This window comes from Agrobacterium sp. LY4 (genome assembly GCF_001526585.1).
GTDB lineage: Bacteria > Pseudomonadota > Alphaproteobacteria > Rhizobiales > Rhizobiaceae > Agrobacterium > Agrobacterium leguminum.
The window spans coordinates 427,404-451,925 of record NZ_ASYA01000012.1; the positions used below are offsets into that span (position 1 = coordinate 427,404).

Below are 24,522 nucleotides of genomic sequence, written 5' to 3' on the forward strand. Positions count from 1 at the left end.
CGTTATTCGAACACGAACGCCAGCCGCTTGCCCGTCAGCTTCGCCAATTGCTGCAGGCGGCCATCCAGTCGCTCGCCGGCGAAATCGCAATAATCGTGCGGCACGACGAATTCCAGATCGAGATCGGGATTGCCGGATTTGCGGAATTTGAGGTGGTCGACGACGCCCGGCATCGAAGCCGAGAAGAGATAGACGACGCGCAGCAGCCCGCCGAGCAATTTACCAAGCTCCTGCAACCGGTCGCCCGCCATGGCGGCGAGCGGCTGCGTGGTGCCGTTGTCGTTCAGACCTTCGAAGCGATAATAATTGGCGAGCGCAATATAGGCGCGGCCGGGATGGGTGATCGCCACGAAAGAAGAGTGGGCGATGATGTTGAGCGCCTGCAATCCGCGATAATCGGGATGGGCGCGCCAGCTGATATCGGCGAGAAGGCAGGCCGCCTGCCGGTAACGGCTTTCCTCTTCGGTCTCGTCAACGCCGAAGACCGGGAAGGTGCGGCCGCTCCAGTCCGCCAGTTCGCGCGCATGTTCCGGCGAGCGGGCGCGCAGAATGGCAAGTTCATCGGCGGCAACCAGCAGCGGATCGGAATCCCGCTCTTCTTCCGTCAACAGCGAATAGAGATAACCTTCGCGCACGCCCTGCGCCGAGAAGGCGATCCTGGCCGGCTTCATCATTTTCAGAACTTCGCGCATGGCGATGGCGCCGAAGGGCAGAAGCGAGCGGCGGTTCTTGGAGACCGCCTGCCAGGCTGGATCCTTGCTATCCCGGGAGACGATGACCTCCTCGAGAAAATTCAGCATTTCCTCCAGCGGCAATTCATAGCCCTGCATCATATGCAGCGGATAGCCCGATATCTCCATATGCAGTTTGGCGATGTTTCGCCAGGTGCCGCCCACCGCGTAAAAGGTGCGCCCCTCACCCGCCGCCAGAAGCTTGGCGAAGGATTTGACGTGTTTTCTGGCAATCGTCGCCGCTTTTTCTAGCGAGCCGTCCGACTGCTCCGACAGCCGCAGGCCGCCGAGCGGCAGGGTGATGCCCTCGCCGCAGCTCTTACCCTTGATGTCGATGAGTTCGAGCGAACCGCCGCCCAAATCGCCGGCAATGCCGTCTGGATCATGGAAACCGCTGATCACGCCATAGGCGGAATAAAGCGCTTCCTTTTCGCCTGACAGCACCTCGATCTCGCAGCCGAGAATGGCTTCGGCCTCGCGGATGAAATCCGGGCCGTTTTCCGCCTCACGCGCCGCAGCCGTCGCCAGCACATAGAGCTTCTGCGCCTGCGCCTGCTCGGAAAGGACATGGAAACGCCGAAGCGCCATCAGCGCCCGGCTGACGCCTTCCTCATGCATACGGCCCGTCAGCGCCAGTCCCTTGCCAAGGCCGCACAGGACCTTTTCATTGAACAGCACCGCAGGCGCGCGGGAAAGACCTTCATATACGACGAGACGAACGGAGTTCGAACCAATATCTATGACGGAAACGGGGGCAAGGCCGGTCAGCCGCCCCTGTGCTTCTGATCGAGTCATTCAGCCTGTTTCTTGCGGGACGAAATCAACCCGGCAATCAATTTGGGCGCACTGGATTTCAAGGCTTCACCACGTCCGGAAAGGCTGGGATTGGTCATGAAATAGTGCTGCGCGTTGAACGGTTCTTCGCCTTTACGCACCTCGATGCGCCTCGACGTTCCGTCCGCAAGTATCTCGTAGCTCTGCTGGTTGTCAATGAGATTGCCCAGCATAATCTGTGAAAGAACCTGCTCATGCACGGTGGGATTGGTGAGCGGAACCAGCGTTTCCACGCGCCGATCAAGGTTGCGCGGCATCATGTCGGCCGAGCCGATATAGACCAGCGCCTTGTCCGATGGCAGGCCGAAACCATTGCCGAAGCAGAAGATGCGGCTATGTTCGAGGAAGCGGCCGACGATGGATTTGACGCGGATATTATCCGACAGACCGGGCACCTGCGGGCGCAGGCAGCAGATGCCGCGCACGACGAGATCGACCTCCACGCCCGCAGCACTTGCGCGGTAAAGAGAATCGATGATTTCAGGGTCGACCAGCGAATTCATCTTCATCCAGATCGCCGCCGGCGCACCGCGCTTGGCGTGCTCGATCTCTTCATTGATGTGCTTTACGATGCGGGCGCGCAGCGTATAGGGCGAAATGGCAAGCTTCATGCCCTCTTCCGGCTCGCCGTAACCCGTGATGAAGTTGAAGATATTCGCCATGTCATGGGCGATCTTCGGGTTGCAGGTGAAGAAGGACAGGTCGGTATAGATCTTGGCCGTGATCGGGTGATAGTTGCCGGTGCCGAGGTGGCAATAGGTTCTGAGCTTGCCGTCCTCGCGGCGCACCACCATCGACATCTTGGCGTGGGTCTTGAGTTCGATGAAGCCGAAGACGACCTGCACGCCGGCCCGCTCCAGATCGCGCGCCCAGCGGATGTTTGCCTCTTCATCGAAACGCGCTTTAAGTTCCACCAGCGCGGTCACGGATTTACCGGCTTCCGCCGCATCGATCAGCGCGCGAACGATCGGGCTGTCATTGGAGGTGCGGTAAAGCGTCTGCTTGATGGCGAGCACTTCGGGATCGCGCGCCGCCTGCAGCAGGAACTGCACGACCACGTCGAAGCTTTCATAGGGGTGGTGAACCACCATGTCCTTTTCGCGGATGGCGGCGAGGCAATCGCCGGCATGTTCGCGCACGCGCTCGGGGAAACGGGCGTTGTATGGTTCGAATTTCAGGTCGTCGCGCGGCGCGCGGACGATTTCCGAGATGGTGTTGAGCGCGAGAAGGCCGGGCAGAACGGCGACGCGATTATCAGGCACGCCAAGCTCATGCACCACGAACTGGCGCAGCGACTGCGGCATTTCGCTGTCGGTCTCGATGCGGATAACGGAACCGCGGCGGCGGCGCTTCAGCGCGCTTTCGAAGAAACGGACCAGATCTTCCGCCTCTTCTTCGACTTCGATATCGCTGTCGCGGATGATGCGGAACGTGCCGAATCCCTTGACGCTATAGCCGGGATAAAGCCGGTGAATGAACAGGCCGACCACATCTTCCAGCGTGATGTAACGGATGGCGTTCTTGTCATCCGGCAGGCGCACGAAACGGTCGAGCGCCGGCGGCAGGCGCAGGAGCGCCGTCATCGGCTCGCGGCCGTTGACGCTGTCGAGCTGCAGGCCCATCGAGAAACCGAGGTTCGGAATGAAGGGGAACGGATGCGCCGGATCGATGGACAGCGGCGTCAGCACCGGGAAAATGCGTTCCTCGAATTCGGTGCCCAGCCAGGTGCGGTCCGCATCCGAAAGTGCGGCCGGCCGCACGATGAAGATTTCTTCCTTGGCGAGATATTGCTGCAGAACGGCAAGCGAGGCCTGCTGCTCCATCTGCAAATTGTCGATTTCCTTCAGAATATCTTCGAGCTGCTCGGCCGGCGTCTTGCCGTCCGGCGTTTTGACGGTGATCTTCTGGCGCACCTGCCCTTCGAGGCCGGCAACGCGGACCATGAAGAATTCATCGAGGTTGGCGGCCGAAATGGAGAGGAAGCGCAGCCGCTCCAGCAGCGGATGATCCGTGTTCAGCGTTTCTTCGAGAACGCGGCGGTTGAACTGGAGCCAGGAAAATTCGCGGTTGATGAAACGCGCCGGGCTGTCCCACAGGCTCTCGCCTTCGGTCACCGGCTGAACCTTGTTGAAGTCTTCCTGCGCGATAGCGTCCATTCCCTGTTCCATCCCCTGACCGATTTCCGTCCCGTGATCCTGCTGCATCGCGCGATCGTCCTTCTTGCCCGTATAACAGTTTGACGACGGAACTGTGACAGTCAATCGATGTCCAGTCCGCTGCCCGCTGCTGCGTTGTCCATCGCGTTGAGGACCTCCGCCACCAGCGGCCGTGTAATTCTCGTTCCACGCGAAAGCGCCAGCCGGTCGATCCGGTCCACGATCGTCTGCGCCGTATCGAGCGAACGCTCCATTCTATTGACGATGTAACCTATGAGTTTGTCATCCATGTAAAGCTGCCGGTCGGCGAAGAGTTTCACCAGCACCTGCGCCAGCAGCCCCTCGTCCGGCTCGCCGGTTTCCACCACCGTTACGGCTTTGAGGCGCGAGCGCAGGTCTGGCAGCGTCACCGGCCATGCGGCGGGCCATTGCCGGCTCGTCATCAAAAGCGTCGTGCCGTGCTGGCGCACGCTGTTGATGACATGGAAGAGTTCCGTTTCGTTAAAACCGCGCCGGTCGGCGTCCTCGAAAAGAACCGGTCCCGTTTCGGCAGCACGCGCGGCATCGGAGCCCGTCTCGGGGTGAATGTCGCGCGCATCGCTGATATTTTTCCAGATATTGGCGAGATGCGATTTTCCCGAACCCGGCGGCCCGGCCAGCACGACAACAGGCGAGCGCCAATTCGGCCATTCATCGATGAGGCTGACGGCAGCCGCAAGCGAGGCGGAGACGAGGAGATCATCCCTGCCGGAAGCGGACTGGTGTGAGAATGCGAGCGGCAGCTGCTCGGCCTTCGACCGGGCGTTGTCGGTTTTGATTTGGTCAGTCATCGTCAGCTCTGAGAGTCAACCTTGCCGGAGGACGTTTCCCCTTCTTCCAGGGCAGGGTTTGTGTCCCAGGGAAGGTTGGCGGCATGCCCGTGGTAAAGATCGCTTTCAAGATACCGCGACAGGGCGAAGCGGACAAGCACGCCGACCGCCGCCGCCGCCGGCACCGCGACGAGAAGCCCGACGAAACCGAAAAGCGCACCGAAGGCGAAAAGGGCGAACATGAGCCAGACCGGATGCAGGCCGACGCTTTTGCCGACAAGCTTCGGTTGCAGGATGTTGCCTTCGATGAACTGGCCGGAGAAGAACACAACGAGCGTCAGAAACACATAGATGTAATCCGGCCAGAACTGCACGATGGCGACGCCGACGGCAAGGATGAGGCCGACCATGGAGCCGATATAGGGAATGAAGCTGATGAGGCCTGAGAAAAGGCCGATCAGCAGGCCGAAATTCAAGCCCACCAGCGACAGGCCGACGGCGTAATAAACGCCGAGAATGATGCAGAGCGACCCCTGCCCGCGCACGAAACCGGCAATGGTCTTATCCATGTCGCGGGCGATCTGGCGGACGGTATGGACATAATCGCGCGGTATCCAGCTGTCGACCTTGTCGATCATCCGGTCCCAGTCGAGCAGCAGATAGAAGGCGACCACGGGCGTGACGACCAGCAGCGACATGACATCGACCAGCGATTTGCCGGAATTCCATATCTGCGTCAAAAGCGTGCCGATGAAACCGGCGCCTTCGGTCAAAAGCTTCGAAAAATTCTCCTTCACGGCGTCGATCTGGCTGCTCACCCAATCCGGCAGGAGATTGGTGTCGGCGCCGGCAATCAGCTGCTGCAATGACGAGATATATTGCGGGATGCGCGTGATGAATTCCGAGGCCTGGGCGACGATCAGCGGAATGATGATAATGAGCGACAGCGCGAAGAGCAGCACGAAGGAGACGAGGATGACGACGGTGGCCATCAACCGGCTAAGGCCGCGCCGTTCCAGCCAGTCGGCAACCGGGTCGAGAAAATAGGCAAGCGCCATGCCCGCCACGAAAGGCAGGAGAATGGAGCTGAAGACCATCAGGAAAAGGACAAAGACGGCAAGCACGCCGATCCAGAAAAATACCTGCCGGCGCAGGCTCGTACCGCTTACATGGGGTTGCATCCGTTCATCCTTTATCGCCGCACCGTCACCGCCCATGATGGAGATAGGATGCGCATATGCACATGGTCAAGACCGGCGCTTTCGCGCGTGGGCAGAAGGAGACTGCCCGCACAGCGGTAAAATCCCTCATTTCCGGCCAACCCATCGCAACGGCAGGTTGACCGTAGATAAATATTAGACAACTATCAAATATTGCCGGGCGGGCCAGCGGCGCTCCTTCATGTCCGGCGGCCGGGGGGCACGATGCAGAGCACCAGTGAAAATGGCATCGCGGAATATAATGCCGGTCTCTTCGATAATCCCGAAGTTGCCGAATGGTATGACAACCAGCAGCTTTACCCGGCCGAACGCATCATTCTCGATCAGTTCCGCCATGCCTATGCGGGCAAGCGGCTGCTTGACCTCGGCGTCGGCACCGGCCGAACGACGAAGCCGCTTTTGCCGCTGGTGGGAGACTATATCGGCATTGACCGCTCGCAGCCGATGCTTGCGCTGGCGCGGCGCAATTTTCCAGCCGCCACGTTTCTCGACATGGATGTGCGGGCGATCGGCCAGTTCGGCGCGGAGCGTTTCGATTGCGTGCTCGGCGCGCTCGCGATTCTAAGCGCCTTCGACCATGAGGACCGGCTTGCCATCATCCATGCCGTGCGAAGCATTCTCGCACCCGGCGGATATTTTATCTTTTCGTTTCACAATCGCCAATGGAAACGGGCCGGCGGCATGCCGCTGCACCGACGCTCCTGGCACCCGCGCGAGGTGGTGAATTCGCTGCATCCGCAAAGCTGGATCAACTATCTGCGCCTGCAACCTTCGACACGGCGGACGCCGGAATATGCCATTCTCGCGGATCAGGCGCATCGCTGGAGCGGCCTGTTTTATTTCATCGACCTTGCCGCCCAGACCCGCCAGCTGGAAGCGGCGGGCTTTGAGATCGCCGCACGTTATGGCGAGAACGGGCGGCCGATAGAGGAAAATTCCGATACGTCCAATGACGGCCTGCTCAATCTCGTCTGTCGCGCCGCGCCGCAGCCATCGTGAGCACCCAATCCGGCTAGCCCCGCCAAAGCCGTTAAAAACCGGAGCTTTTGCCACTCAAACCCTTGCATCAGGCCCCGTCCCGTGCGAATGGCGACGCCAAAGGAACCAGCGGAGACGAGAGCCATGAGCCAGTCGGGCAAGAACGGTCTTACCTATAGTGATGCAGGTGTGGATATCGACGCCGGCAACCTGATGGTCGAAAAGATCAAACCGGCGGTGCGTTCTACGCGGCGTCCCGGCGCGGATGGCGAAATCGGCGGCTTCGGCGGCCTGTTCGATCTGAAAGCCGCGGGCTTCACCGATCCGGTTCTGGTGGCCGCCAATGACGGCGTCGGCACCAAGCTGAAGATCGCCATCGATGCTGACTATCACGACACCGTCGGCATCGATCTCGTAGCCATGTGCGTCAACGATCTCGTCGTCCAGGGCGCAGAACCGCTGTTCTTCCTCGATTATTTCGCCACCGGCAAGCTGGATCCGGACCAGGGTGCGGCCATCGTTTCCGGCATTGCCGCCGGCTGCCGCGAATCCGGCTGTGCGCTGATCGGCGGCGAAACCGCTGAAATGCCCGGCATGTATTCCGATGGCGACTATGATCTCGCGGGCTTTGCCGTGGGTGCGGCCGAACGCGGCCAGCTTCTGCCGGCCGGCGACATTTCCGAAGGCGACGTCATTCTCGGCCTCTCCTCTTCCGGCGTTCACTCCAACGGCTTTTCGCTGGTGCGCAAGATCGTGTCGATCTCCGGTCTCGACTGGAGCGCGCCTTCCCCCTTCGCGGACGGCAAGAAGCTCGGCGAAGCGCTGCTGACGCCGACCCGCATCTATGTGAAGCCGCTTTTGAAGGCGATCCGCGAGACCGGCGCGCTGAAGGCGCTGGCGCATATTACCGGCGGCGGTTTCCCGGAGAATATTCCGCGCGTTCTGCCAAAGCATCTCGCCGCCGAAATCGATCTCGACGCGATCGAGGTTCCCGCCGTCTTCTCGTGGCTGGCGCAAACCGGCGGCGTTGAAGCGAAGGAAATGCTGCGCACTTTCAATTGCGGCGTTGGCATGATCGTCGTCGTTTCGGCTGAAAATGCCGAAAAGGTCACGGAGGTTCTGACCGCCGAAGGCGAGACCGTCTTCCCGCTCGGCCGCATGGTCGCCCGCGAAGAAGGCGCGCATGGCACCATCTACAAGGGCGCTCTCGGCCTATGATGAGCGCCGCCTTCCCGTCCGGCCGCAAACGCGTCGTCGTTTTCATTTCCGGCAGCGGCTCCAACATGGTGTCGCTGGCCAAGGCCTGTCAGGCGGCGGATTTTCCGGCGGAAATCGTCTGCGTCATCTCGGACAAGGCGTCTGCGGGCGGGCTGGAAAAGGCACGGGGCATGGGCATTCCCACGTTGGTCTTCGAGCGCAAGACCTATGCCAGCAAGGCCGAGCATGAGGGCGCCATTCTGGCCGCACTTGGTGAAATCGCGCCCGATATCATTTGTCTCGCCGGTTACATGCGGCTGATATCGGGGAATTTCATTGCTCCCTATGAAGGGCGCATCATCAATATCCACCCTTCCCTGCTGCCGCTTTTCCCCGGCCTGCACACCCATCAGCGCGCCATCGACAGCGGCATGAAGATTTCCGGCTGCACCGTGCATTTCGTCACCGAAGGCATGGATGAAGGCCCGACCATCGCGCAGGGTGCGGTGCCGGTCGTTTCCGGCGATACGGCCGACACGCTGGCGGCGCGGATACTGACAGTCGAGCACCAGCTCTACCCGCTTACCCTGAAGCGGCTTGCCGAAGGCAAGGTTCGAATGGAAGACGGCAAGGCAGTTTCCACGGATGACGAAAGTAATACTGAGTATTCCAACCTCATCTCCGCCTCCTGATAAAGCTATAACTAAAGTACAAAAACACCAATAATGGTATTTTTCGGAAAATAAACCGATCGTTTACCATAATCATCTTTAATGCCCGCAACGACCCTTATTTCGGGCCCTCCGGTCATTCAGGAGCGATTATGCCATTTTCGAGATTTTCCCTGCCGCTTTCGGTTGTCCTGCTGGCGGGCGCCAGCCTGCCCGTCGCGGCTGAGCAAAGCGGCATTACAGCCTCAGTGGATGCCGGCGTTCTCAATCTTCGAGCGACGGAAACCGTCCATATCGGTGGGCGCAAGCTGAGCGAACTCGAATGGGAAACCAAAAACGCCGTGGCATTGCGCGGCTCGCTCGGGCTTGAACTTGCGCCCGGCTGGCGCGTGAAGGCGGAAGGCCGCGTCGGCTTCGAGGGCGACGGCTATATGACCGACTATGACTGGGTTTGGCCTTTTTCCAGAGATAGCTCCAAGGACAATTGGAGCCACCGTTCCCAGCATGACGACACGCGGCTCGACCATTATTTTTCGGGAAGCCTCGAACTCAATCGCATGTTGCTGGACGATCCGCAGCAATATCTCAGCGCCGGCGTCGGTTTTCGTTATACGGATGTTCAATGGTCGGCTTATGGCGGCAACGCCGTTTACAGCGTTTTCTCCCCCCGCGATTTCTCCGGCAAATTCAAGGATGGCCTCAAGGGGATCACCTATCGCCAGCAAATCCCGGTTTTCTACGGCAACCTGACGGGCGGCCAGAGGTTCGGCAACTGGTCGCTCAATCTGGGCCTCGAAGGCGGCGCCATGGTCTATGGCAAGGCAACGGACGATCACTGGCTGCGCGACATGCGCTTTACCGACAAATTCGACGTCGCCGGCATGTTCGGGGTGAAGGCCGGCGTCGCCTATGACCTGACCGAGAATGCCTCGATCTATCTCGACGGCGCATATGACTATACCAGCCTCGGGCGCGGAGACACCCACTACAGCGGCGCAGGCGCCGGAAACCTGTCATCGGAAAAGAATGCCGGCGGCGGTGACTTGCAGTCGATTTTCGTGGGGATGGGTGTGCGAGGACGCTTCTGATTTCGATGGCGACCGTCGAAAAGAGATCGGCCTGACGTGCTTGGCCAACCACTTGACCAAGTACGATGGCACTCCTAATATCATCTTGAATATGAGCGAGGCCATGGCTGCCATGACAATTACGATCAAAGTCGGTGAAGCAAAAACGCACCTTTCAGAGCTTCTGGCCAAGGTCGAGGCGGGAGAAGAGGTCGTTATTGCGCGTGGAAATGAGCCTGTGGCGCGTCTCGTCAGGGCGAACGATTTCCAGTCCCGCCAACAGCTCGTCGCCGCGATACGCGCAGAGAGGTCGCAACGAGCCAAGACGACGGCGGATGAAATCAGAGCGTGGAAAGAAGAAGGCCGCAAATAATGGCCTTCGTTGTGGATGCATCGGTTGTCGCGGCCTGGTTCCTGCCTGACGAGGATGGCGCAGTTGCCGACGACGCTCTGGCGCGACTGGAAACGCAGGACGCTTTCGCACCCGATCTTCTGTCACACGAGTTGCGCAACATATTGCTTTCGGCCGAACGCCGAAAGCGTATTTCCGCGGATGACATCTTTGCAATTCTCATGCGTTTCGCCAGCCTGCCGGTTACGCTTTCATCAAGCGCCGATCACGTGTCGATTATTCGTCTGGCGCAAAAACATGCCCTTTCCGCTTATGACGCTGCCTATCTGTCGCTCGCGATTTCGCACAACGCGCCTCTGGCAACACAGGACAGAAAGCTTGCGGCTGCCGCAAAGCTGGAAAACGTCGCATTCGTCTAAGGTTTGCTCAGAGCCGGGTGCGATTCAACATCGCCCATTGCAGCAGAATGATCGTCTTGGAATCGGTGATTTCACCCGATGCGATCATCGCGAAGGCTTCATCCAGCCCATAGGTCAGAACCTCGATATCCTCGCCTTCGTCCTCCAGTCCGCCGCCGCTGCCGGCCTGCACGTCAAGATCGATGCGGGCGACGAAGAGGCTGACCTTTTCCGTCAGCGTGCCGGGGCTGGCATACATATCGAACAGATAGTCGACCTTTTCGACCGCGTAGCCGGATTCTTCCATCGCCTCGCGGCGGATGGCGACGGCCGCGTCGTCGTCGTCGAGAAGCCCCGCCGGCACCTCGATCATGAAGCTTTGATCGCCGTTCACGAAGGCGGCGGGGCGGAACTGGCGCACCATCACCACACTGTCGCGCTTCGGGTCATAAAGAAGAATGGCGGCGGCGCTGCCATGGTCGTGGACTTCCCGGACGATGCGGATGGTTTTGCCATCCGGCATGCGCTGGTCGAAAACGAGCTTCTGCATATGCACGAAGCCCTTCCAGACGGTTTCTTTTTCCACCAGCCGGATTCTGCCCGCATCCGTGTCGGCCGGAATGTTTTTCGCCTGCGTCTGTGTCACCGGATATGTCCTTGCCTGTCGTGGGATTTCAGCCTGCCCGTGTTGCGGCGCAATATCAAGCCTCGCGGGGCCCGTCATCGCGGCGGAGCCACACCTTGTTGTCGTGAAAAGCCGCACCGCCATAGGGGGCGACGGCATCGGCGCCGGTCAGCACATTGATGCCTTCGCCATCCAGATGCGCCCTGTTTGGCCACAGCCCTTCGGCGATCAACACACCCGGTCTTGCACCCTCCACGATTTTCGCATGGAGACGCACTTCGCCGCGCGCATTGCCGATACGGACGATGTCGCCATCGGCGATGCCGTTGCCGCTCGCATCCTCGGGACAGATCATCAGTTCCGGGCGGCCTTCCTTCTGCACGGAGGTCTTCGTTTCCGCGAAGGTGGAGTTCAGGAAGTTGCGCGCCGGCGATGTCGCCAGCCGGAAGGGATGGTCACCGTCCACGGTTTCGATGACGTCGACCTGATCCGGGAATTTCGGAAATTGCGCAACAGGCCCCATCACACCGATATTTTTCGGCGGCTTGTTCGGAGAGGGTCCGGTTGCCCATTCGGGACTGAAGCGGAATTTGCCATCACCGTAACCGAATCCTTCGAGATAATGCGCCACCTCGAAGGACGGCTGCGCATCGATCCACTTTTCTTCAGCCAGCGTGTCGAAATCGCCCCAGCCGCTGACTTTGAGCATACGGTCGACATGATCGCGGGCCGAAAGGCCGAAGCCCGGCATATGGTCGACGCCGAGGCGTTTTGCCAGTTCCTCGATGACGAAGAGATTGGTGCGCACCGTTTCCGGCGGCTCCACCAGTTTGGGCCCAAGCAGAATGTGGTTCTGGCCACCGGCGCGGTAGATGTCGTCATGTTCGAGGAACATGGTGGCGGGCATCACGATATCGGCCACATCGGCCGTCTCGGTCATGAACTGCTCATGCACGGCGACGAAGAGATCGTCGCGCAGGAAACCCTGTTTCACCAGCCGCTGTTCGGGCGCGACATTGACGGGATTGGTGTTCTGGATGAGTAAGGCCGTCACCGGGCCGCCGTGGCGCAGCGCCTCGGCGTTCCCCGTCAGCACACGGCCGATCTGCGACTGGTCGAGCTGGCGCACCTCTGGGTCGGCGTAAGAACTGCCCATCAGCTCCGCCTTGTTGAGCCGGAAGATGTCGCCATTGTTGTGGAACGCGCCGCCGCCCTCATATTGCCAGGAGCCGAGAACCGTGGCGATGGAAAGCGCCGCATGCATGGCGACCGCGCCGTTGCGCTGGCGGGCAAAACCATATCCGAGCCGGAAGAACGTCTTCTTGGTGGCGCCGACCAGCCTTGCGAAATCCTCGATCTCATCGACGGAAAGGCCGGTGATTTCGGATGCCCATTGCGGCGTTTTCGTCTTCAGATGCGCCTCGAGCCCGGCCGGATCGTCAGCGAAGCGCGCCATATAATCACGGTCGGCGTAACCGTCGCGGAAGGCAATGTGCATGACGGCGCAGGCAAGTGCGGCATCCGTGCCGGGGCGGACGACGATGCGCATATCCGCCTGCTTCATGGTCGGATTGTCGTAGATATCGACAACGACGATCTTCGCGCCGCGTTCCTTGCGGGCTTTCACCGCATGGGTCATGACATTGACCTGCGTGGCGACCGCATTGGTGCCCCAGATGACGACGACATCGGCCTTGGCGATCTCGCGCGGATCAGGGCCGCGCAGTGCGCCGGTGCCCATCACATAACCGGTCCAGGCCATGTTGGTGCAGATCGAACCGAAGAAGCCGGAATATTTCTTGGCGTGGCGCAGGCGCTCAATGGAGTCCCGCTGCACCTGCCCCATGGTGCCGGCATAGAAATAGGGCCAGATGGCCTCAGTACCATGCCGCGCTTCGGCCTTGACGAAAGCGTCCGCCACCTCGTCCAAAGCCGCTTCCCAGGAAATCTCCTGCCAGTCGCCCGCGCCCTTCGCACCCTTGCGGCGCTTCGGGGTCAGAAGACGGCCGGGATGATAGATGCGCTCGGAGTAACGCGCCACCTTGGCGCAGATCACGCCGGCGGTGTACGTATTGGCGTTAGCCCCGCGCACGCGGCCGATGCGGCCATCCGCATTGATGTCGACCTCGAGCGCGCAGGCGCTCGGACAGTCATGCGGGCAGACCGTGTGTCCGATACGGACTTCGGACTTCGGGGCGGCTTTTTCAGCGGAAATCGGGGTCGCAACGTTCATGTCTTTTGTATATTGCATCAACGATGCGGCAAAAAGGCCGAAGTGACGTCCATCAAGAATATTCATCCTGACCATTCATCCGGATAAACGGCAAGCGAGACACATCCATGAACTACCGCCACATCTATCACGCCGGCAATTTCGCGGATGTCCTCAAACATGCCGTTCTCGCCCGCCTCGTGCGTTACCTGCAGAACAAGGACAAGGCCTTTCGGGTGCTGGACACCCATGCCGGCATCGGGCTTTACGACCTGACCTCGGAAGAAGCGCAGAAGACCGGCGAATGGCAGACCGGTATCGGCAAGCTGATGGAGGCCGATCTGCCCGCCCCCATCGCCGAACTGCTGGAGCCCTATCTTGACGCCGTGAAGGAACTCAATCCGGAAGGTGGCGTGAAATTCTACCCCGGCTCACCGAAACTCGCGCGCATGCTGTTTCGCCCGCAGGACCGGCTTTCGGCCATGGAACTGCACCCGGATGACAGCCGGGCGCTCGCACGCCTGTTCGAGGGGGACTACCAGGTGCGTGTCACCGAGCTGGATGGCTGGCTGTCGCTCGGCGCGCATCTGCCACCGAAGGAAAAGCGCGGCCTCATCCTCGTCGATCCGCCTTTCGAGCTTGAGAATGAATATCAGCGTCTGGCCGATGGCTTGAACAAGGCCTATCGGCGTTTTTCCACCGGCACCTATTGCCTTTGGTATCCCTTGAAGAAAGGCGCACCGATCAGGGACTTCCACGAGCGGCTGCAATCCTTCGACATTCCGAAGATGCTGTGCGCGGAGCTTTCCGTCAGAAGCGACCGGCTGGATGGCCTGAGCGGCTCCGGCCTCATCATCGTCAATCCGCCCTATACGCTGAAGGACGAGTTGCATACGCTGCTGCCCTACCTGAAGACAACGCTGGCGCAGGACAGGTTCGCCTCGCAGCGCGCCTTCTGGCTGCGCGGCGAGGAAAAATCGGAAGATAATTGAGGGGCTATCTCAGCCCTTCCCGCCTCTGCGCCTGCGCAAGCTGTGACCGTTCGAAGAACAGGATCACGAACAGGGCCATGATGAAGGGAATGATGAGGTAGAACAGCCTGAAGACCAGAAGCGCCGCGATGACGTCCGCCGGGTTCATGTCCGGCAGGCCGGTGACGAAGACCAGTTCCAGCACCCCAAGACCGCCCGGCGCATGCGAGATGAGCGCCGCCGAGAAGGAAACCAGAAATATGCCGAGAATGACCATATAACCGGGATTTCCGGCTTCCGGCAGCGCGAAATAGATGATGCCCGCCGCGCCGATCAGCTCGATCGGGCCGATGACGAGTTGCTGCGCAACAAGCTTCGGCGCGGGATACGGCAGCACGAAGGAACCGATTTTCAGGGGTTTCAGCCTGAGCAGGCTGCCAAGAATATAAAGGCCGACGAAAAGGAGCAGCAGCACGCCTGTGGTGGTGGAGGCTTCGACGGGCAGAATGCCGGTAAACCGTTCGGTGATGTCAGGCTCGTAAAGCAGCACCAGCCCGATCAGCATGATCGTGCCGATGAGGAAGGTGAAGGAGCAGAGGCCGACGAGGACGCCCACTTCCGCCACACTCAGCCCCTTTGACGTATAGGCCCGATATCGCACCACGGCGCCGGAGAATACCGAGGCCCCGACATTGTGGGACAGCGCATAGGTGGTGAAAGAGGTGAGCGTGATGAAGAACCAGTTCACTTTGCGGCCAAGATGCTGCAACGCGATGCGGTCGTAACCGGCGAGCGCGGCATAGGCCAGCAGGGTTGCAAGGCCCGAACACAGCCAGTCCAGCACGCGAATGGCTTTCAGACTGTCCCAGAGATCATCGAGCGACAGGCCGCGCAGTTCGTGAAAGAGCAACCATGCGGAAAAACCGATCGTCGCGAAGCCAACGACGGGCCAGATATATTTCTTGAATTTCATGCGGTCATGCCCGCCTATTTCCTCCAGCCTCACCCCAGCCCTGTTCCGTCTTTGCGGAAGATTCGTTCGACTTTATTCGTTATGCGGCAAAGCTTTCAACCTTTTCATCAAAGATTGGCGGTTTGCCCCGTTCACAAGTTGATGTAAGACCGGATCGTCGCCCGCCGGCGATGTGAGGTCGTCCATTTTCCGGAGAACGTACACGGAATGAAGCGTTATGCCGGTTTCATCGCTCTGGGCCTTCTGTCGCTCGGCGCATTGTGGTTCGCGTGGGAAAATCCGGCACCGACCGACCCCGCCGGCAACCGGCAGACGCAATCCCAATCGCGGACCGCCGATAACTCCCGGCCGGACGCTCCAGGGCGTAACGTTTCCCGACAGGAGACGGGCAAAAACCCTGCGCCCCGCGGAAACGGGTTCGATTTTTACGTGCTGTCGCTCTCCTGGTCACCGGCGTTCTGCGCCAGTTCCGAAGGCTCGGGCAACCGCCAGCAATGCGGCAGCGACAGGCGTTACGGTTTCGTGGTGCACGGGCTGTGGCCGCAGAACGAAAACGGCTATCCCGAATTCTGCCAAAGCGGCGAGCCCGACCGTGTTCCGGACGCAATCGGCCGCACCATGTTCGATATCATGCCGTCGATGGGCCTGATCGGCCACCAGTGGCGCAAGCACGGCTCCTGCTCGGGCCTGTCGCAGAGGGACTATTTCTCGGCGACACGGGCCGCCTTCGAAGCCATCCGGCTGCCGGGAAAGATCGCCTCAGGCACCGAAGCCGCCACTCTCTCCGCCGACGCCATAGAAACCGCCTTCACCGACGCCAATCCCGGCCTGTCGAAACGCGGCATCTCCATCAGCTGCGACGGCAGGCGCCTTGAGGAAGTGCGCATCTGCCTCAACAGGGACATGACATTCCGCGACTGCCCCGAGCTTGACCGCAAGGGCTGCCGCGCCAACGCCACGGAAATCATCCCCATTCGCTAGAGCGCGTCGAATGCGCTCTATTTCTCGTCTCTACACATTTTCCAGACATAAAACCGCTATGCAGTTTTATTGACTATTCCAGTCCCCAGACGACAACCCACAGGACCCGACCATGGAACTGCTCTACTCGCCCGCCTCCCCCTACTCCGCCAAGGTACGTATGGCCGCGCGCCATCTCGGCATCGACATTACCTCCGTGCGCGTCGATACCAGTGCCGAGCCCGCAACGCTGATGGACAACAATCCGCTCGGCAAAATTCCGGTCCTGCTTCTGGATGAAGGCGGCTCGGTCTATGACAGCGTGGCGATCATGCATTATCTCGACCGTCTTTCGGGCGGCAAGCTCTACCCGAAAAAGAACGGCAAGCGCACGGATGTGGAAATTCTCGAAGCGCTGTGCGACGGCATCATGGATTGCCTGCTCGCCATCGTTTACGAGCGTCGTTTTCGCCCGGAAGACAAGATCCACCAGCCATGGATCGACAAGCAGTGGAGCAAGGTGGTCCGCGGGCTTGATTATCTCAACACCAACCTGCCGAAAACCGGCAAGAAGCTGCATGGCGGCCATTTCGCCCTTGCCGCGATGATCGGTTATCTCGACCTGCGCTTTGCCGGCGAATGGGCCGAAGGGCGCGATGCGCTGGCCGCCTGGCCTGAAACCTTCGGCAAGCGTTTCGAAGCCTATGCGGAAATGAAGGCCGCCGCCTGAGGCGGATGCAGAAGGACGCCTGGCCGGAAGGCCGGGCATTCATGCCGACGCTTGAGAGCGAAAAACAAAAAAGCCGGGGCAAAACCCCGGCTTTTCCAATAGCGATCCTTGAGGGATCAGAACTTGACGCCGATACCGGCCTTGACGGAGTGGTCGTCATAACCACGCGAGAAGGCGTCGTTGCCGAGCGTGTAGTCCTTCTTCTGGTAGTCGCTGTAGCGATATTCCAGACGAGCGGTGATGTTGTCGGTAACCATGGCTTCAACACCGGCACCAACCGTGTAACCGAGAGCCGTGGCGCTGTCCTTGTTGACGCCGTCACGAACCTTGTTGTCGGAAACAGCAAGACCGGCCGTACCATAGAGCAGGAACGGGTTCATGTCGTAACCGACACGGCCACGCAGCGAGCCGTTGACGCCCTGCTTGCCTTCGACGGCGCGACCTGCGACCGTACCGGCGGAACCGCGCTCGTCACCGAGGTTGACGTCTGCTTCCGCACCGTAAACCAGCTGGCCGTTCTGCCAGTTGTAACCGCCGTAGAGACCGCCGCCAGCGCCCTTGGCGTCACGACCGTCGTTGCTGGAGCTGAAACGGCCCCAATCGTAGTTGACCGTACCACCGAGGTAGGCACCGGACCAATCCTTGACCGGCGCGGGCTGGTCGTAGGAAACCGGTGCCTGCGGCACTTCATTTACGGCGTCAGCGGCGTGAGCAGCCGAAAAGCCGGCGGCTGCCATGGTCGAAGCCATAAGGGTTGCTACGAAAATACGCATGCTATTCTCCTTTCAGGACCGCTCTGTACTCAAAACTATTGTTCTCAGACGCGGTGTAAACTCGTCGGGTTAATCGCCCCTCTGGAAACTGAATTTGATAGGAGAATGCGGAGATCAAAGAGCCAAAATGTGAATTGTTTGGGGCAGCGACGTGACTAGAATTAGACGTTGCCTAATTGCCACAAGGGGTTTATTAACCCTAACAGAAGCCTAACCAGCAATAGATCGCCTTTAAACTTAGTTATATTCAAATTAAACCGAAATTGCATTGTGAATAAAAAATCGCCCAATTCTTTTGGGGCCGATGGACAGCTTGCGATTTGCATTTATATCCAGCAAATAGGACGGATATGAGCAAATGCAGGTCAGCCGTGAAAGAAAATATACAAAAGACAGTCTTGATAACGGGAGCCGCCCGGCGGCTCGGACGGGCAATCGCCACCGATCTGGCCGCCCATGGCTTCGCCATCGCCGTCCATGCCAATGCATCCATGGCCAGCGCCGAGGAATTCGCTAACGAAATAAGGCAGAAAGGTGGCAAGGCCGTTGCCGTTCAGGCGGATCTGACACAATCCGGCCCTGCTTCGGGGCTCATCGAACAGGCTGCGTCAGTGCTGGGGCCTATCGGCGTCGTTATCAACAATGCGTCGGTTTTTCTCGACGACTCGGCGGACAAGCCCGATCCGGCGATCTTCGACACACATTTCGCCGTGCATGTGCGGGCGCCCTCCCTCATCGCCGCCGCCTTTGTCGAGCAACTGCCCGCCGATAAATCCGGGCTGATCGTCAATATCATCGACCAGCGCGTGCTTGCGCTCACGCCACGGTTTTATTCCTATACGCTTTCGAAATCGGCGCTCTGGACGGCCACGCGGACGATGGCGCAGAGCTTTGCGCCGCGTGTGCGGGTCAACGCCATCGGGCCGGGTCCCACCTTCAAAAGCGAAAGACAGGCGCCCGAGGACTTTCAGGCGCAGATCGACGGCCTTATATTAAAGCGTGGTCCCGCACCGGACGAGTTCGGGCGGACGATTCGCTTTCTTTTCGACACGCCGTCGGTCACCGGACAAATGATCGCGCTCGACGGCGGCCAGCATCTTGGCTGGGAAACCCCTGACGTGGCGGAGATAAATGAATGAACGGAAAGAAGCTGCCTGATGGCGGTATTCTCTTCGATGAAACCGACGACGAAGACGACGATGCAAACCTTGCCGCGACCGATGCGGCCGAGGCATCGAGCGACGTTGCCGGCATGGACTGGAATGCGGGCTGGAAGAACGAATCCGGCCTGAAGGGCATGGATCTGATCGGCGAATTCGTCAAACACCTGCCGAATGCGCCGGGCGTCTATCGCATGTTCAACGAGGCGAACGACGTTCTTTATGTCGGCAAGGCGCGCTCGCTGAAGAAGCGTGTCGGCAATTACGCGCAGGGCCGCGTGCATTCCAACCGCATTGCCCAGATGGTGCGGCTGACCGCCCATATGGAATTCGTCACCACCCGTACGGAAACAGAGGCGCTTCTGCTGGAAGCGAATCTCATCAAGCGCTTGCGGCCGCGCTTTAATGTGCTTTTGCGCGACGACAAGTCTTTTCCCTATATTCTCATTACCGCAGACAACCGCGCGCCGGCGATTTTCAAGCACCGTGGAGCGCGGGCGCGCAAGGGCGATTATTTCGGCCCCTTTGCGTCGGCCGGCGCGGTCGGGCGCACGATCAATTCGCTGCAACGCGCCTTTTTGATCCGCACCTGCACCGACAGCGTGTTCGAAACCCGCACGCGTCCCTGTCTTCTTTACCAGATCAAGCGCTGTTCCGGCCCCTGCACGCATGAGATCAGCGATCAGGGGTATGAAGAACTCGTCAAGGAAGCCAAGGATTTCCTGTCCGGCAAGAGCCAGAGCGTCAAGACCGCGATTGCGCGGCAGATGAACGAGGCAGCCGAGGACCTCGATTTCGAGCGCGCCGCCGTCTATCGCGACCGGCTGGCCGCACTTTCGCATGTCCAGAGCCATCAGGGCATCAATCCAGCCGGCATCGAGGAAGCGGATGTCTTCGCCATTCATCACGAGGGCGGCATCTCCTGCATTCAGGTGTTCTTTTTCCGCACCGGCCAGAACTGGGGCAACCGCGCCTATTTCCCCAAGGCCGACCCTTCCCTGCCCGGCTCGGAAATCCTCAATGCATTCCTGGCGCAATTTTACGACGACAAGCCGGTGCCGAAGCAAATCCTGCTTTCCGAAACGGTGGAGGAGCAGGAACTGCTGGCCGCAGCACTCGGCGAAAAGGCCGGGCACAAGGTGACAATCAGCGTGCCGCAGCGCGGCGAGAAGAAGGACATCACCGACCATGTGCTTGCCAATGCCCGCGAGGCGCATGGCCGCAAGCTGGCGGAAACCTCGTCTCAGGCGCGGCTGCTGAAAGGTTTTGCGGAAACCTTCGGTCTTTCCTATGTGCCGCGCCGGATCGAGATTTACGATAACTCCCATATCATGGGCACCAATGCCGTCGGCGGCATGGTGGTGGCGGGGCCGGAAGGTTTCGTGAAGAACCAGTACCGCAAGTTCAACATCAAATCGACCGACATCACCCCCGGCGATGACTTCGGCATGATGCGCGAGGTGATGACCCGTCGCTTCTCGCGTCTGTTGAAGGAAGAGGGCAAGCCCGACCGTGGGCAGACGCAGACGCCGGAGGAAGCCGCCGACATGCCCTTCCCGACCTGGCCCGATGTGATCCTGATTGATGGCGGTCAGGGCCAGATGACGGCGGTACGGGCCATTCTCGACGAACTCGGCATTCGCGACTGTGTGACCGCCATCGGCGTCGCCAAGGGTGTGGACCGCGAGGCGGGCCGCGAACGCTTCTTTGCGGATGGGCGCAGCGATTTTTCGCTGCCGCCGCGCGATCCCGTGCTCTATTTCATTCAGCGTATGCGCGACGAAGCGCACCGCTTCGCCATCGGCTCGCACCGGGCGCGGCGCAAGAAGGAAATGGTGCGCAATCCGCTCGACGAAATCTCGGGAATCGGTCCGGGCCGCAAGCGCTCCCTGCTGCAGCATTTCGGCACGGCCAAGGCGGTTTCCCGCGCCGGCCTCAACGATCTGATGGCTGTCAGCGGCATTTCGGAGACGGTTGCGCGGCAAATCTACAATCACTTCCACGAGAGCGGCAGCGATTGATGCCGCGCCGTCGTGGCGAACTGCTAAAAAAACATAATCACATGTTGACGCTATGCCCTGGCGGCGGCATCAAGGCAGCTAATCTTAGACTGACAGGTTTCCCATGGCTTCGCGCGCATACAGCATTCCCAACCTACTCACCTATGGCCGCATCCTCGCGGTTCCTGTCATCGTTTTGTGCTTTTACATCGAAGGGAAACTGGAAAGCTCGGATTTCGCGCGCTGGACGGCATTGTGGCTGTTCATCATCGCCTCGCTGACCGATTTCCTCGATGGTTATCTCGCGCGTATCTGGAACCAGACGTCGAATATCGGCCGCATGCTGGACCCAATCGCCGACAAGCTTCTGGTCGCCTCCGTCCTGCTTCTGATGGCGGCGGATGGCACCATTGCCGGCTGGTCGCTCTGGGCGGCCATCACCATTCTCTGCCGCGAAATTCTGGTCTCGGGCCTGCGCGAATATCTGGCAGCGCTGAAGGTCAGCGTTCCCGTCACCCGCATCGCCAAATGGAAGACCACAATCCAGATGGTCGCCATCGCCTTCCTGCTCGCGGGTCCTGCGGGCGACAAGGTTCTGCCCTACACGACCGAAATGGGCATTACCCTGCTGTGGATCGCGGCGGCGCTGACCATGTATACCGGCTATGATTACTTCAAGGCTGGCCTGAAGCACATCGTGGACGAAGACTGATGACACGGATCGTTTATTTCGCCTGGGTTCGCGAGAAGATCGGCACGGACGAAGAAGAGCTGGACATCCCCTCCTTCGTCACCACCGCCGGCGAGCTGATCGTCTGGCTTGCGACGCGCGGCGAGAATTACGAAGCTGCCTTCGAATTCCCCAATGTGATCCGCGTCGCCGTCAATCAGGAACATGTCGAGCATGATGAAAGCATCGTCGGCGCGCGCGAGATCGGCATCTTCCCGCCGATGACGGGGGGATGAGCGGATGCAGCCGACGGTCCGCGTGCAGGCAGAGGATTTCGACGCTGCGGAAGAAACCCGTCGGCTGACGGAAGGTGACAGGAGCATCGGCGCGGTCGTAGCCTTCACCGGGCTCTGCCGGGATGATGGCGGCACGCTTGCGGCACTGGAGCTTGAACACTATCCCGGCATGGCGGAGGCGGAAATAACCCGCATCGCCAAACTTGCCATGGAGCGTTTCGGCCTTCTCGGCCTCACCGCCATCCACCGCCACGGCAAGATCGCCACCGGCGAAAATATCGTCCTCGTCATCGTAGCTTCATCGCATCGACAGGCCGCCTTCGATGGCGCCAATTTCGTGATGGACTACCTGAAAACATCCGCGCCGTTCTGGAAAAAGGAACATGGCAAGGATGGCTCGGCGGGCGACTGGGTTGCGGCGAAGACGACCGATGACACGGCGAAGGACAAGTGGCGATAGAGCATTTCCAGGAAAAGTGGAGCCCGGTTTTCCGTCCGGAAATGCGACGAAACAAAGAGTTAGAGCGCTTTCGCGATTCGAAGAAACGCGAAAGCGCTCTAGGGGCCAGACTCAGGGCGCTTCCACTCTGCTTCGCATGACAATCAGCCAGCCGACCAGCATCGCCAGAACCACCGCATCGCGCCAGGCGGCCGGTCCGTAACCGACCCAGAAAGTTTCCGCAAAGCCGACGGCGGCGGCCCCAAGGCCGCAGATGAGCGGACTGGCATAACCGCCCGCCGCCGAAATCAGCACCACCTTCAGCCCAAAGACCAGACCGGCCCCGAAATCCATGGTGCCGTAATAGAATGTGGCCAGCACGCCGGCGATGGCGGCGACGAGGCCCGCCGCACAATAGGAGACGAGAAATATCCGGCCCGCATTCACCCCGCATAAAGCGGCGGCGAGAGCATCGTCCGAGACCGCCTTCCAGCGCCTGCCGAAAGCGGAACGGCCAAGATAAAACGACCCTGCGAGAATGAGCAGGCAGAAGGCCGCCGTGTTCAGCATCTGCATCGGCGTCAGGGTCACGGCAAAGCCGCCATCGGCCCAGAAGCGCACCGGCTGAGATAAAAGCGGCGGCAGCCATAATTGCCTTGTGTCGGCGGCCAGCCTCGCGCTTTCGGTCAGCGCGATCAGCACGCCGACGGAGGCGACGGTCACGGCATTGGGAGAGGCTTTCGCCAGCGGCCGCATCACCGCCCTGCCGACAAAACCCGCCGCCCACAGCCCACCGAACAGGCCCGCCCCTGCCCCGAACGCCAATGTTGCCGGCAGAACCAGCCACAGCCGGTTCCAGCCGAAATCGGCAAATAACAGGCAGGTCTGGCCGGCAAAGGCGAATATGGCGCCATAGGTGACATCGGCGCGTTTGGTGACCGAAAAGGCGATGGCATAACCAAAGGCCAGAACCGCATAGAGTGAGGCGACCGGCACGGCATTCAGCAATTGTTGCAGGAAATAGGCCAAGCGCGTCCTCCCGCCGTGATTATAACTGTTAAAACCTATTTTGACAGTTATAATGTGCGGCATGACCTTTCGCTGGACAGAACATCGTTTCGCAGGCGGCGCATTGGCGCTGGATGTCGCCAATAGCGTGATCCTGCGCTCGGATGCGGCAAAATCAGTCGACCGTTTTGCCGCGCCGGCGCAGATCGCGGCCTTTGCCGAAGCGGCCACAAGGCTCGGTGCGGAACGTGACAGGTTTCCCGCGCTCATCGCGCCCAAGGCGGAAAAGCAGGCGGTTTTTCTCGATCTTCGCGAGGCTGTCGACGATTATTTCCGCGCCGCCATTGCCGGCGGCGACGATGACGACGACAGGCTGGCCAGGCTTCTCTTCGCCTGCGGCACGGCGCTGCGGACGTTTCCGCTTGCCGAAAGCCTCGGCAACGCCACCGCCCATTCCGCCCTCTCGCTGCTTGCCGGTGAGACAAAGGAGCGGCTGCGGATCTGCGGCAATTGCGGCTGGCTTTTCATCGACCGCAGCAAGAACAGAAGCCGGATCTGGTGCGATATGGCGGTTTGCGGCAACCGGCAGAAAGCCAGCCGGCACTATCACCGGAAGAAGGACGTGCGATCATGAGAAGAATTGCCCTTCCCTTGCTGGCGATTGCGGGGATGCTCGCTCTTTCAGGCTGCCAGCGGGACGAACCGCGCGAAGTGGCGAAGGTTTCCGGCCGGATGTTCGTTTTCAACTATCGCGTCGCCATCGCCACCTATCTGGTAACGCTTCAGCGCATCGCCCCCGTTCGCGATGGCAGCACGGTGGAAGCGACGTTCGAAAACCCGCGCGGCGGTCCAGACCTCACCAGCCGCGAGAAGATTTTCCCGAAAGACGAAAAGATCACGGTTCAGAGCCCACCGGTGGAATGCGTGAAGCAGGACCGGCCCTATAAGGTCACCATCCGCATCAAGGGGCCGGAAGGCGACATTCTCCAGACCATCGAAACCACGATCCGCTCCGACACCGACCAGTCGCTTCTTCCCGCCAAGCCGCTGGTGGTCGGCCCGCTTTATACGCCCAATCCGGAGGTGTTCAAACCGGATGGCACGACGGATATGCGGCCGGCTCAGGGGTGTCCGGCGTCCTAACAAAAAATTGCAGCCTTAGGCTCAGTTCTCTGTAGGGGGTGGCAAACCTCTCTTCCGTCATGCCGGGCTTGACCCGGCATCCAGCCGCCGCGCGTCTGCGTGGCGTAAGAGTCTTTGCGATCAAGGACTTGATCGCGCTGGACCCCGGA

At 60.1% G+C, this 24,522-nt stretch carries 25 protein-coding genes; 16 read left to right on the plus strand and 9 right to left on the minus strand.

Features of this window, described 5'->3' with window-relative positions; translation table 11 throughout:
* Positions 1 to 2 precede the first annotated feature (2 nt).
* The 4 genes from ppx to L904_RS13060 are packed head-to-tail and all read right to left on the minus strand — an operon-like array spanning position 3 to position 5,711.
* A complete protein-coding gene (gene ppx, locus L904_RS13045; protein ID WP_003520777.1) occupies positions 3 to 1,526 on the minus strand; it encodes an exopolyphosphatase in 1,524 nt (507 codons plus the stop codon).
* Entirely contained in the window at positions 1,523 to 3,826 is a 2,304-nt protein-coding gene (locus tag L904_RS13050; RefSeq protein ID WP_371259433.1) for an RNA degradosome polyphosphate kinase, read from the minus strand. Before L904_RS13050 ends, ppx begins: the two co-directional genes overlap by 4 nt.
* Positions 3,823 to 4,551 carry a DnaA regulatory inactivator HdaA gene (gene hdaA / locus L904_RS13055; RefSeq protein ID WP_020811530.1) on the minus strand — a complete coding sequence of 243 codons (729 nt, stop codon included), beginning with the start codon at positions 4,549 to 4,551 and terminating at the stop codon, positions 3,823 to 3,825. Before hdaA ends, L904_RS13050 begins: the two co-directional genes overlap by 4 nt.
* Before the next feature lie 2 nt (positions 4,552 to 4,553).
* On the minus strand, positions 4,554 to 5,711 hold the full coding sequence (locus L904_RS13060; RefSeq protein WP_003520774.1) for an AI-2E family transporter: 1,158 nt from the start codon (positions 5,709 to 5,711) through the stop codon (positions 4,554 to 4,556).
* 243 nt (positions 5,712 to 5,954) lie between these two features.
* Here L904_RS13060 and L904_RS13065 point away from each other — a divergent pair, with 243 nt between their 5' ends.
* The 6 genes from L904_RS13065 to L904_RS13090 all read left to right on the plus strand — a co-directional run bounded on the left by L904_RS13065 (position 5,955) and on the right by L904_RS13090 (position 10,434).
* Complete coding sequence (locus L904_RS13065) at positions 5,955 to 6,749, plus strand: class I SAM-dependent methyltransferase (RefSeq protein WP_020811533.1); 795 nt, start codon at positions 5,955 to 5,957, stop codon at positions 6,747 to 6,749.
* Positions 6,750 to 6,872: 123 nt separating this feature from the next.
* On the plus strand, positions 6,873 to 7,946 hold the full coding sequence (gene purM / locus L904_RS13070) for a phosphoribosylformylglycinamidine cyclo-ligase (RefSeq protein WP_059762571.1): 1,074 nt from the start codon (positions 6,873 to 6,875) through the stop codon (positions 7,944 to 7,946).
* Positions 7,943 to 8,617, plus strand: a complete 675-nt coding sequence (gene purN / locus L904_RS13075; protein WP_059762573.1) for a phosphoribosylglycinamide formyltransferase — start codon at positions 7,943 to 7,945, stop codon at positions 8,615 to 8,617. Before purM ends, purN begins: the two co-directional genes overlap by 4 nt.
* Before the next feature lie 131 nt (positions 8,618 to 8,748).
* Positions 8,749 to 9,684, plus strand: coding sequence for an omptin family outer membrane protease (locus L904_RS13080; protein ID WP_035261644.1), 936 nt, complete (start codon positions 8,749 to 8,751; stop codon positions 9,682 to 9,684).
* 112 nt (positions 9,685 to 9,796) lie between these two features.
* The gene (locus tag L904_RS13085; protein ID WP_035261672.1) at positions 9,797 to 10,036 is read left to right on the plus strand and encodes a type II toxin-antitoxin system Phd/YefM family antitoxin; all 240 of its coding nucleotides are present in this window, start codon (positions 9,797 to 9,799) and stop codon (positions 10,034 to 10,036) included.
* Positions 10,036 to 10,434 carry a type II toxin-antitoxin system VapC family toxin gene (locus tag L904_RS13090; protein ID WP_035261647.1) on the plus strand — a complete coding sequence of 133 codons (399 nt, stop codon included), beginning with the start codon at positions 10,036 to 10,038 and terminating at the stop codon, positions 10,432 to 10,434. The genes L904_RS13085 and L904_RS13090 overlap by 1 nt, the downstream gene beginning before the upstream one ends.
* A 7-nt stretch (positions 10,435 to 10,441) precedes the next feature.
* On the opposite strand, the gene L904_RS13095 is transcribed toward L904_RS13090, so the two are convergent.
* On the minus strand, positions 10,442 to 11,059 hold the full coding sequence (locus tag L904_RS13095) for an NUDIX domain-containing protein (RefSeq protein WP_035261649.1): 618 nt from the start codon (positions 11,057 to 11,059) through the stop codon (positions 10,442 to 10,444).
* 55 nt (positions 11,060 to 11,114) lie between these two features.
* Positions 11,115 to 13,337, minus strand: coding sequence for a molybdopterin-dependent oxidoreductase (locus tag L904_RS13100; RefSeq protein WP_035261652.1), 2,223 nt, complete (start codon positions 13,335 to 13,337; stop codon positions 11,115 to 11,117).
* A gap of 41 nt (positions 13,338 to 13,378) precedes the next feature.
* Here L904_RS13100 and L904_RS13105 point away from each other — a divergent pair, with 41 nt between their 5' ends.
* The gene (locus tag L904_RS13105) at positions 13,379 to 14,242 is read left to right on the plus strand and encodes a 23S rRNA (adenine(2030)-N(6))-methyltransferase RlmJ (protein WP_035261654.1); all 864 of its coding nucleotides are present in this window, start codon (positions 13,379 to 13,381) and stop codon (positions 14,240 to 14,242) included.
* A gap of 4 nt (positions 14,243 to 14,246) precedes the next feature.
* On the opposite strand, the gene L904_RS13110 is transcribed toward L904_RS13105, so the two are convergent.
* A complete protein-coding gene (locus L904_RS13110) occupies positions 14,247 to 15,194 on the minus strand; it encodes a lysylphosphatidylglycerol synthase domain-containing protein (RefSeq protein ID WP_035261656.1) in 948 nt (315 codons plus the stop codon).
* A gap of 207 nt (positions 15,195 to 15,401) precedes the next feature.
* On the opposite strand from L904_RS13110, the gene L904_RS13115 reads away from it, so the two are divergent.
* Together L904_RS13115 and L904_RS13120 are read left to right on the plus strand one after the other, a co-directional pair.
* Complete coding sequence (locus L904_RS13115; protein ID WP_035261659.1) at positions 15,402 to 16,175, plus strand: ribonuclease; 774 nt, start codon at positions 15,402 to 15,404, stop codon at positions 16,173 to 16,175.
* Positions 16,176 to 16,287: 112 nt separating this feature from the next.
* Complete coding sequence (locus L904_RS13120) at positions 16,288 to 16,884, plus strand: glutathione S-transferase (protein WP_035261662.1); 597 nt, start codon at positions 16,288 to 16,290, stop codon at positions 16,882 to 16,884.
* Positions 16,885 to 17,000: 116 nt separating this feature from the next.
* Here the strand turns inward: L904_RS13120 and L904_RS13125 are convergent, their stop codons facing one another.
* Positions 17,001 to 17,657 (minus strand): outer membrane protein, encoded by a 657-nt coding sequence (locus L904_RS13125; protein ID WP_035261664.1) that lies wholly within the window; start codon positions 17,655 to 17,657, stop codon positions 17,001 to 17,003.
* A 350-nt stretch (positions 17,658 to 18,007) separates the two neighbouring features.
* Here L904_RS13125 and L904_RS13130 point away from each other — a divergent pair, with 350 nt between their 5' ends.
* The 5 genes from L904_RS13130 (at position 18,008) to L904_RS13150 (ending at position 22,243) form a co-directional block, all read left to right on the plus strand.
* Complete coding sequence (locus L904_RS13130; protein WP_035261666.1) at positions 18,008 to 18,796, plus strand: SDR family oxidoreductase; 789 nt, start codon at positions 18,008 to 18,010, stop codon at positions 18,794 to 18,796.
* On the plus strand, positions 18,793 to 20,838 hold the full coding sequence (gene uvrC, locus L904_RS13135) for an excinuclease ABC subunit UvrC (RefSeq protein ID WP_035261669.1): 2,046 nt from the start codon (positions 18,793 to 18,795) through the stop codon (positions 20,836 to 20,838). The genes L904_RS13130 and uvrC overlap by 4 nt, the downstream gene beginning before the upstream one ends.
* Positions 20,839 to 20,941: 103 nt before the next feature.
* Positions 20,942 to 21,529 (plus strand): CDP-diacylglycerol--glycerol-3-phosphate 3-phosphatidyltransferase, encoded by a 588-nt coding sequence (gene pgsA, locus L904_RS13140; protein WP_003520759.1) that lies wholly within the window; start codon positions 20,942 to 20,944, stop codon positions 21,527 to 21,529.
* Positions 21,529 to 21,783 carry a molybdopterin converting factor subunit 1 gene (moaD, locus tag L904_RS13145; protein WP_020813413.1) on the plus strand — a complete coding sequence of 85 codons (255 nt, stop codon included), beginning with the start codon at positions 21,529 to 21,531 and terminating at the stop codon, positions 21,781 to 21,783. The genes pgsA and moaD overlap by 1 nt, the downstream gene beginning before the upstream one ends.
* A 4-nt stretch (positions 21,784 to 21,787) precedes the next feature.
* On the plus strand, positions 21,788 to 22,243 hold the full coding sequence (locus L904_RS13150; protein WP_020813412.1) for a molybdenum cofactor biosynthesis protein MoaE: 456 nt from the start codon (positions 21,788 to 21,790) through the stop codon (positions 22,241 to 22,243).
* A 111-nt stretch (positions 22,244 to 22,354) separates the two neighbouring features.
* Here the strand turns inward: L904_RS13150 and L904_RS13155 are convergent, their stop codons facing one another.
* Entirely contained in the window at positions 22,355 to 23,251 is an 897-nt protein-coding gene (locus L904_RS13155) for a branched-chain amino acid ABC transporter permease (RefSeq protein ID WP_020813411.1), read from the minus strand.
* A gap of 52 nt (positions 23,252 to 23,303) precedes the next feature.
* Between L904_RS13155 and L904_RS13160 the strand changes: the two genes are divergently transcribed.
* Both L904_RS13160 and L904_RS13165 read left to right on the plus strand, forming a co-directional pair.
* A complete protein-coding gene (locus L904_RS13160; protein ID WP_020813410.1) occupies positions 23,304 to 23,864 on the plus strand; it encodes a CGNR zinc finger domain-containing protein in 561 nt (186 codons plus the stop codon).
* Complete coding sequence (locus L904_RS13165; RefSeq protein WP_020813409.1) at positions 23,861 to 24,373, plus strand: hypothetical protein; 513 nt, start codon at positions 23,861 to 23,863, stop codon at positions 24,371 to 24,373. Before L904_RS13160 ends, L904_RS13165 begins: the two co-directional genes overlap by 4 nt.
* Positions 24,374 to 24,522 lie beyond the last annotated feature (149 nt).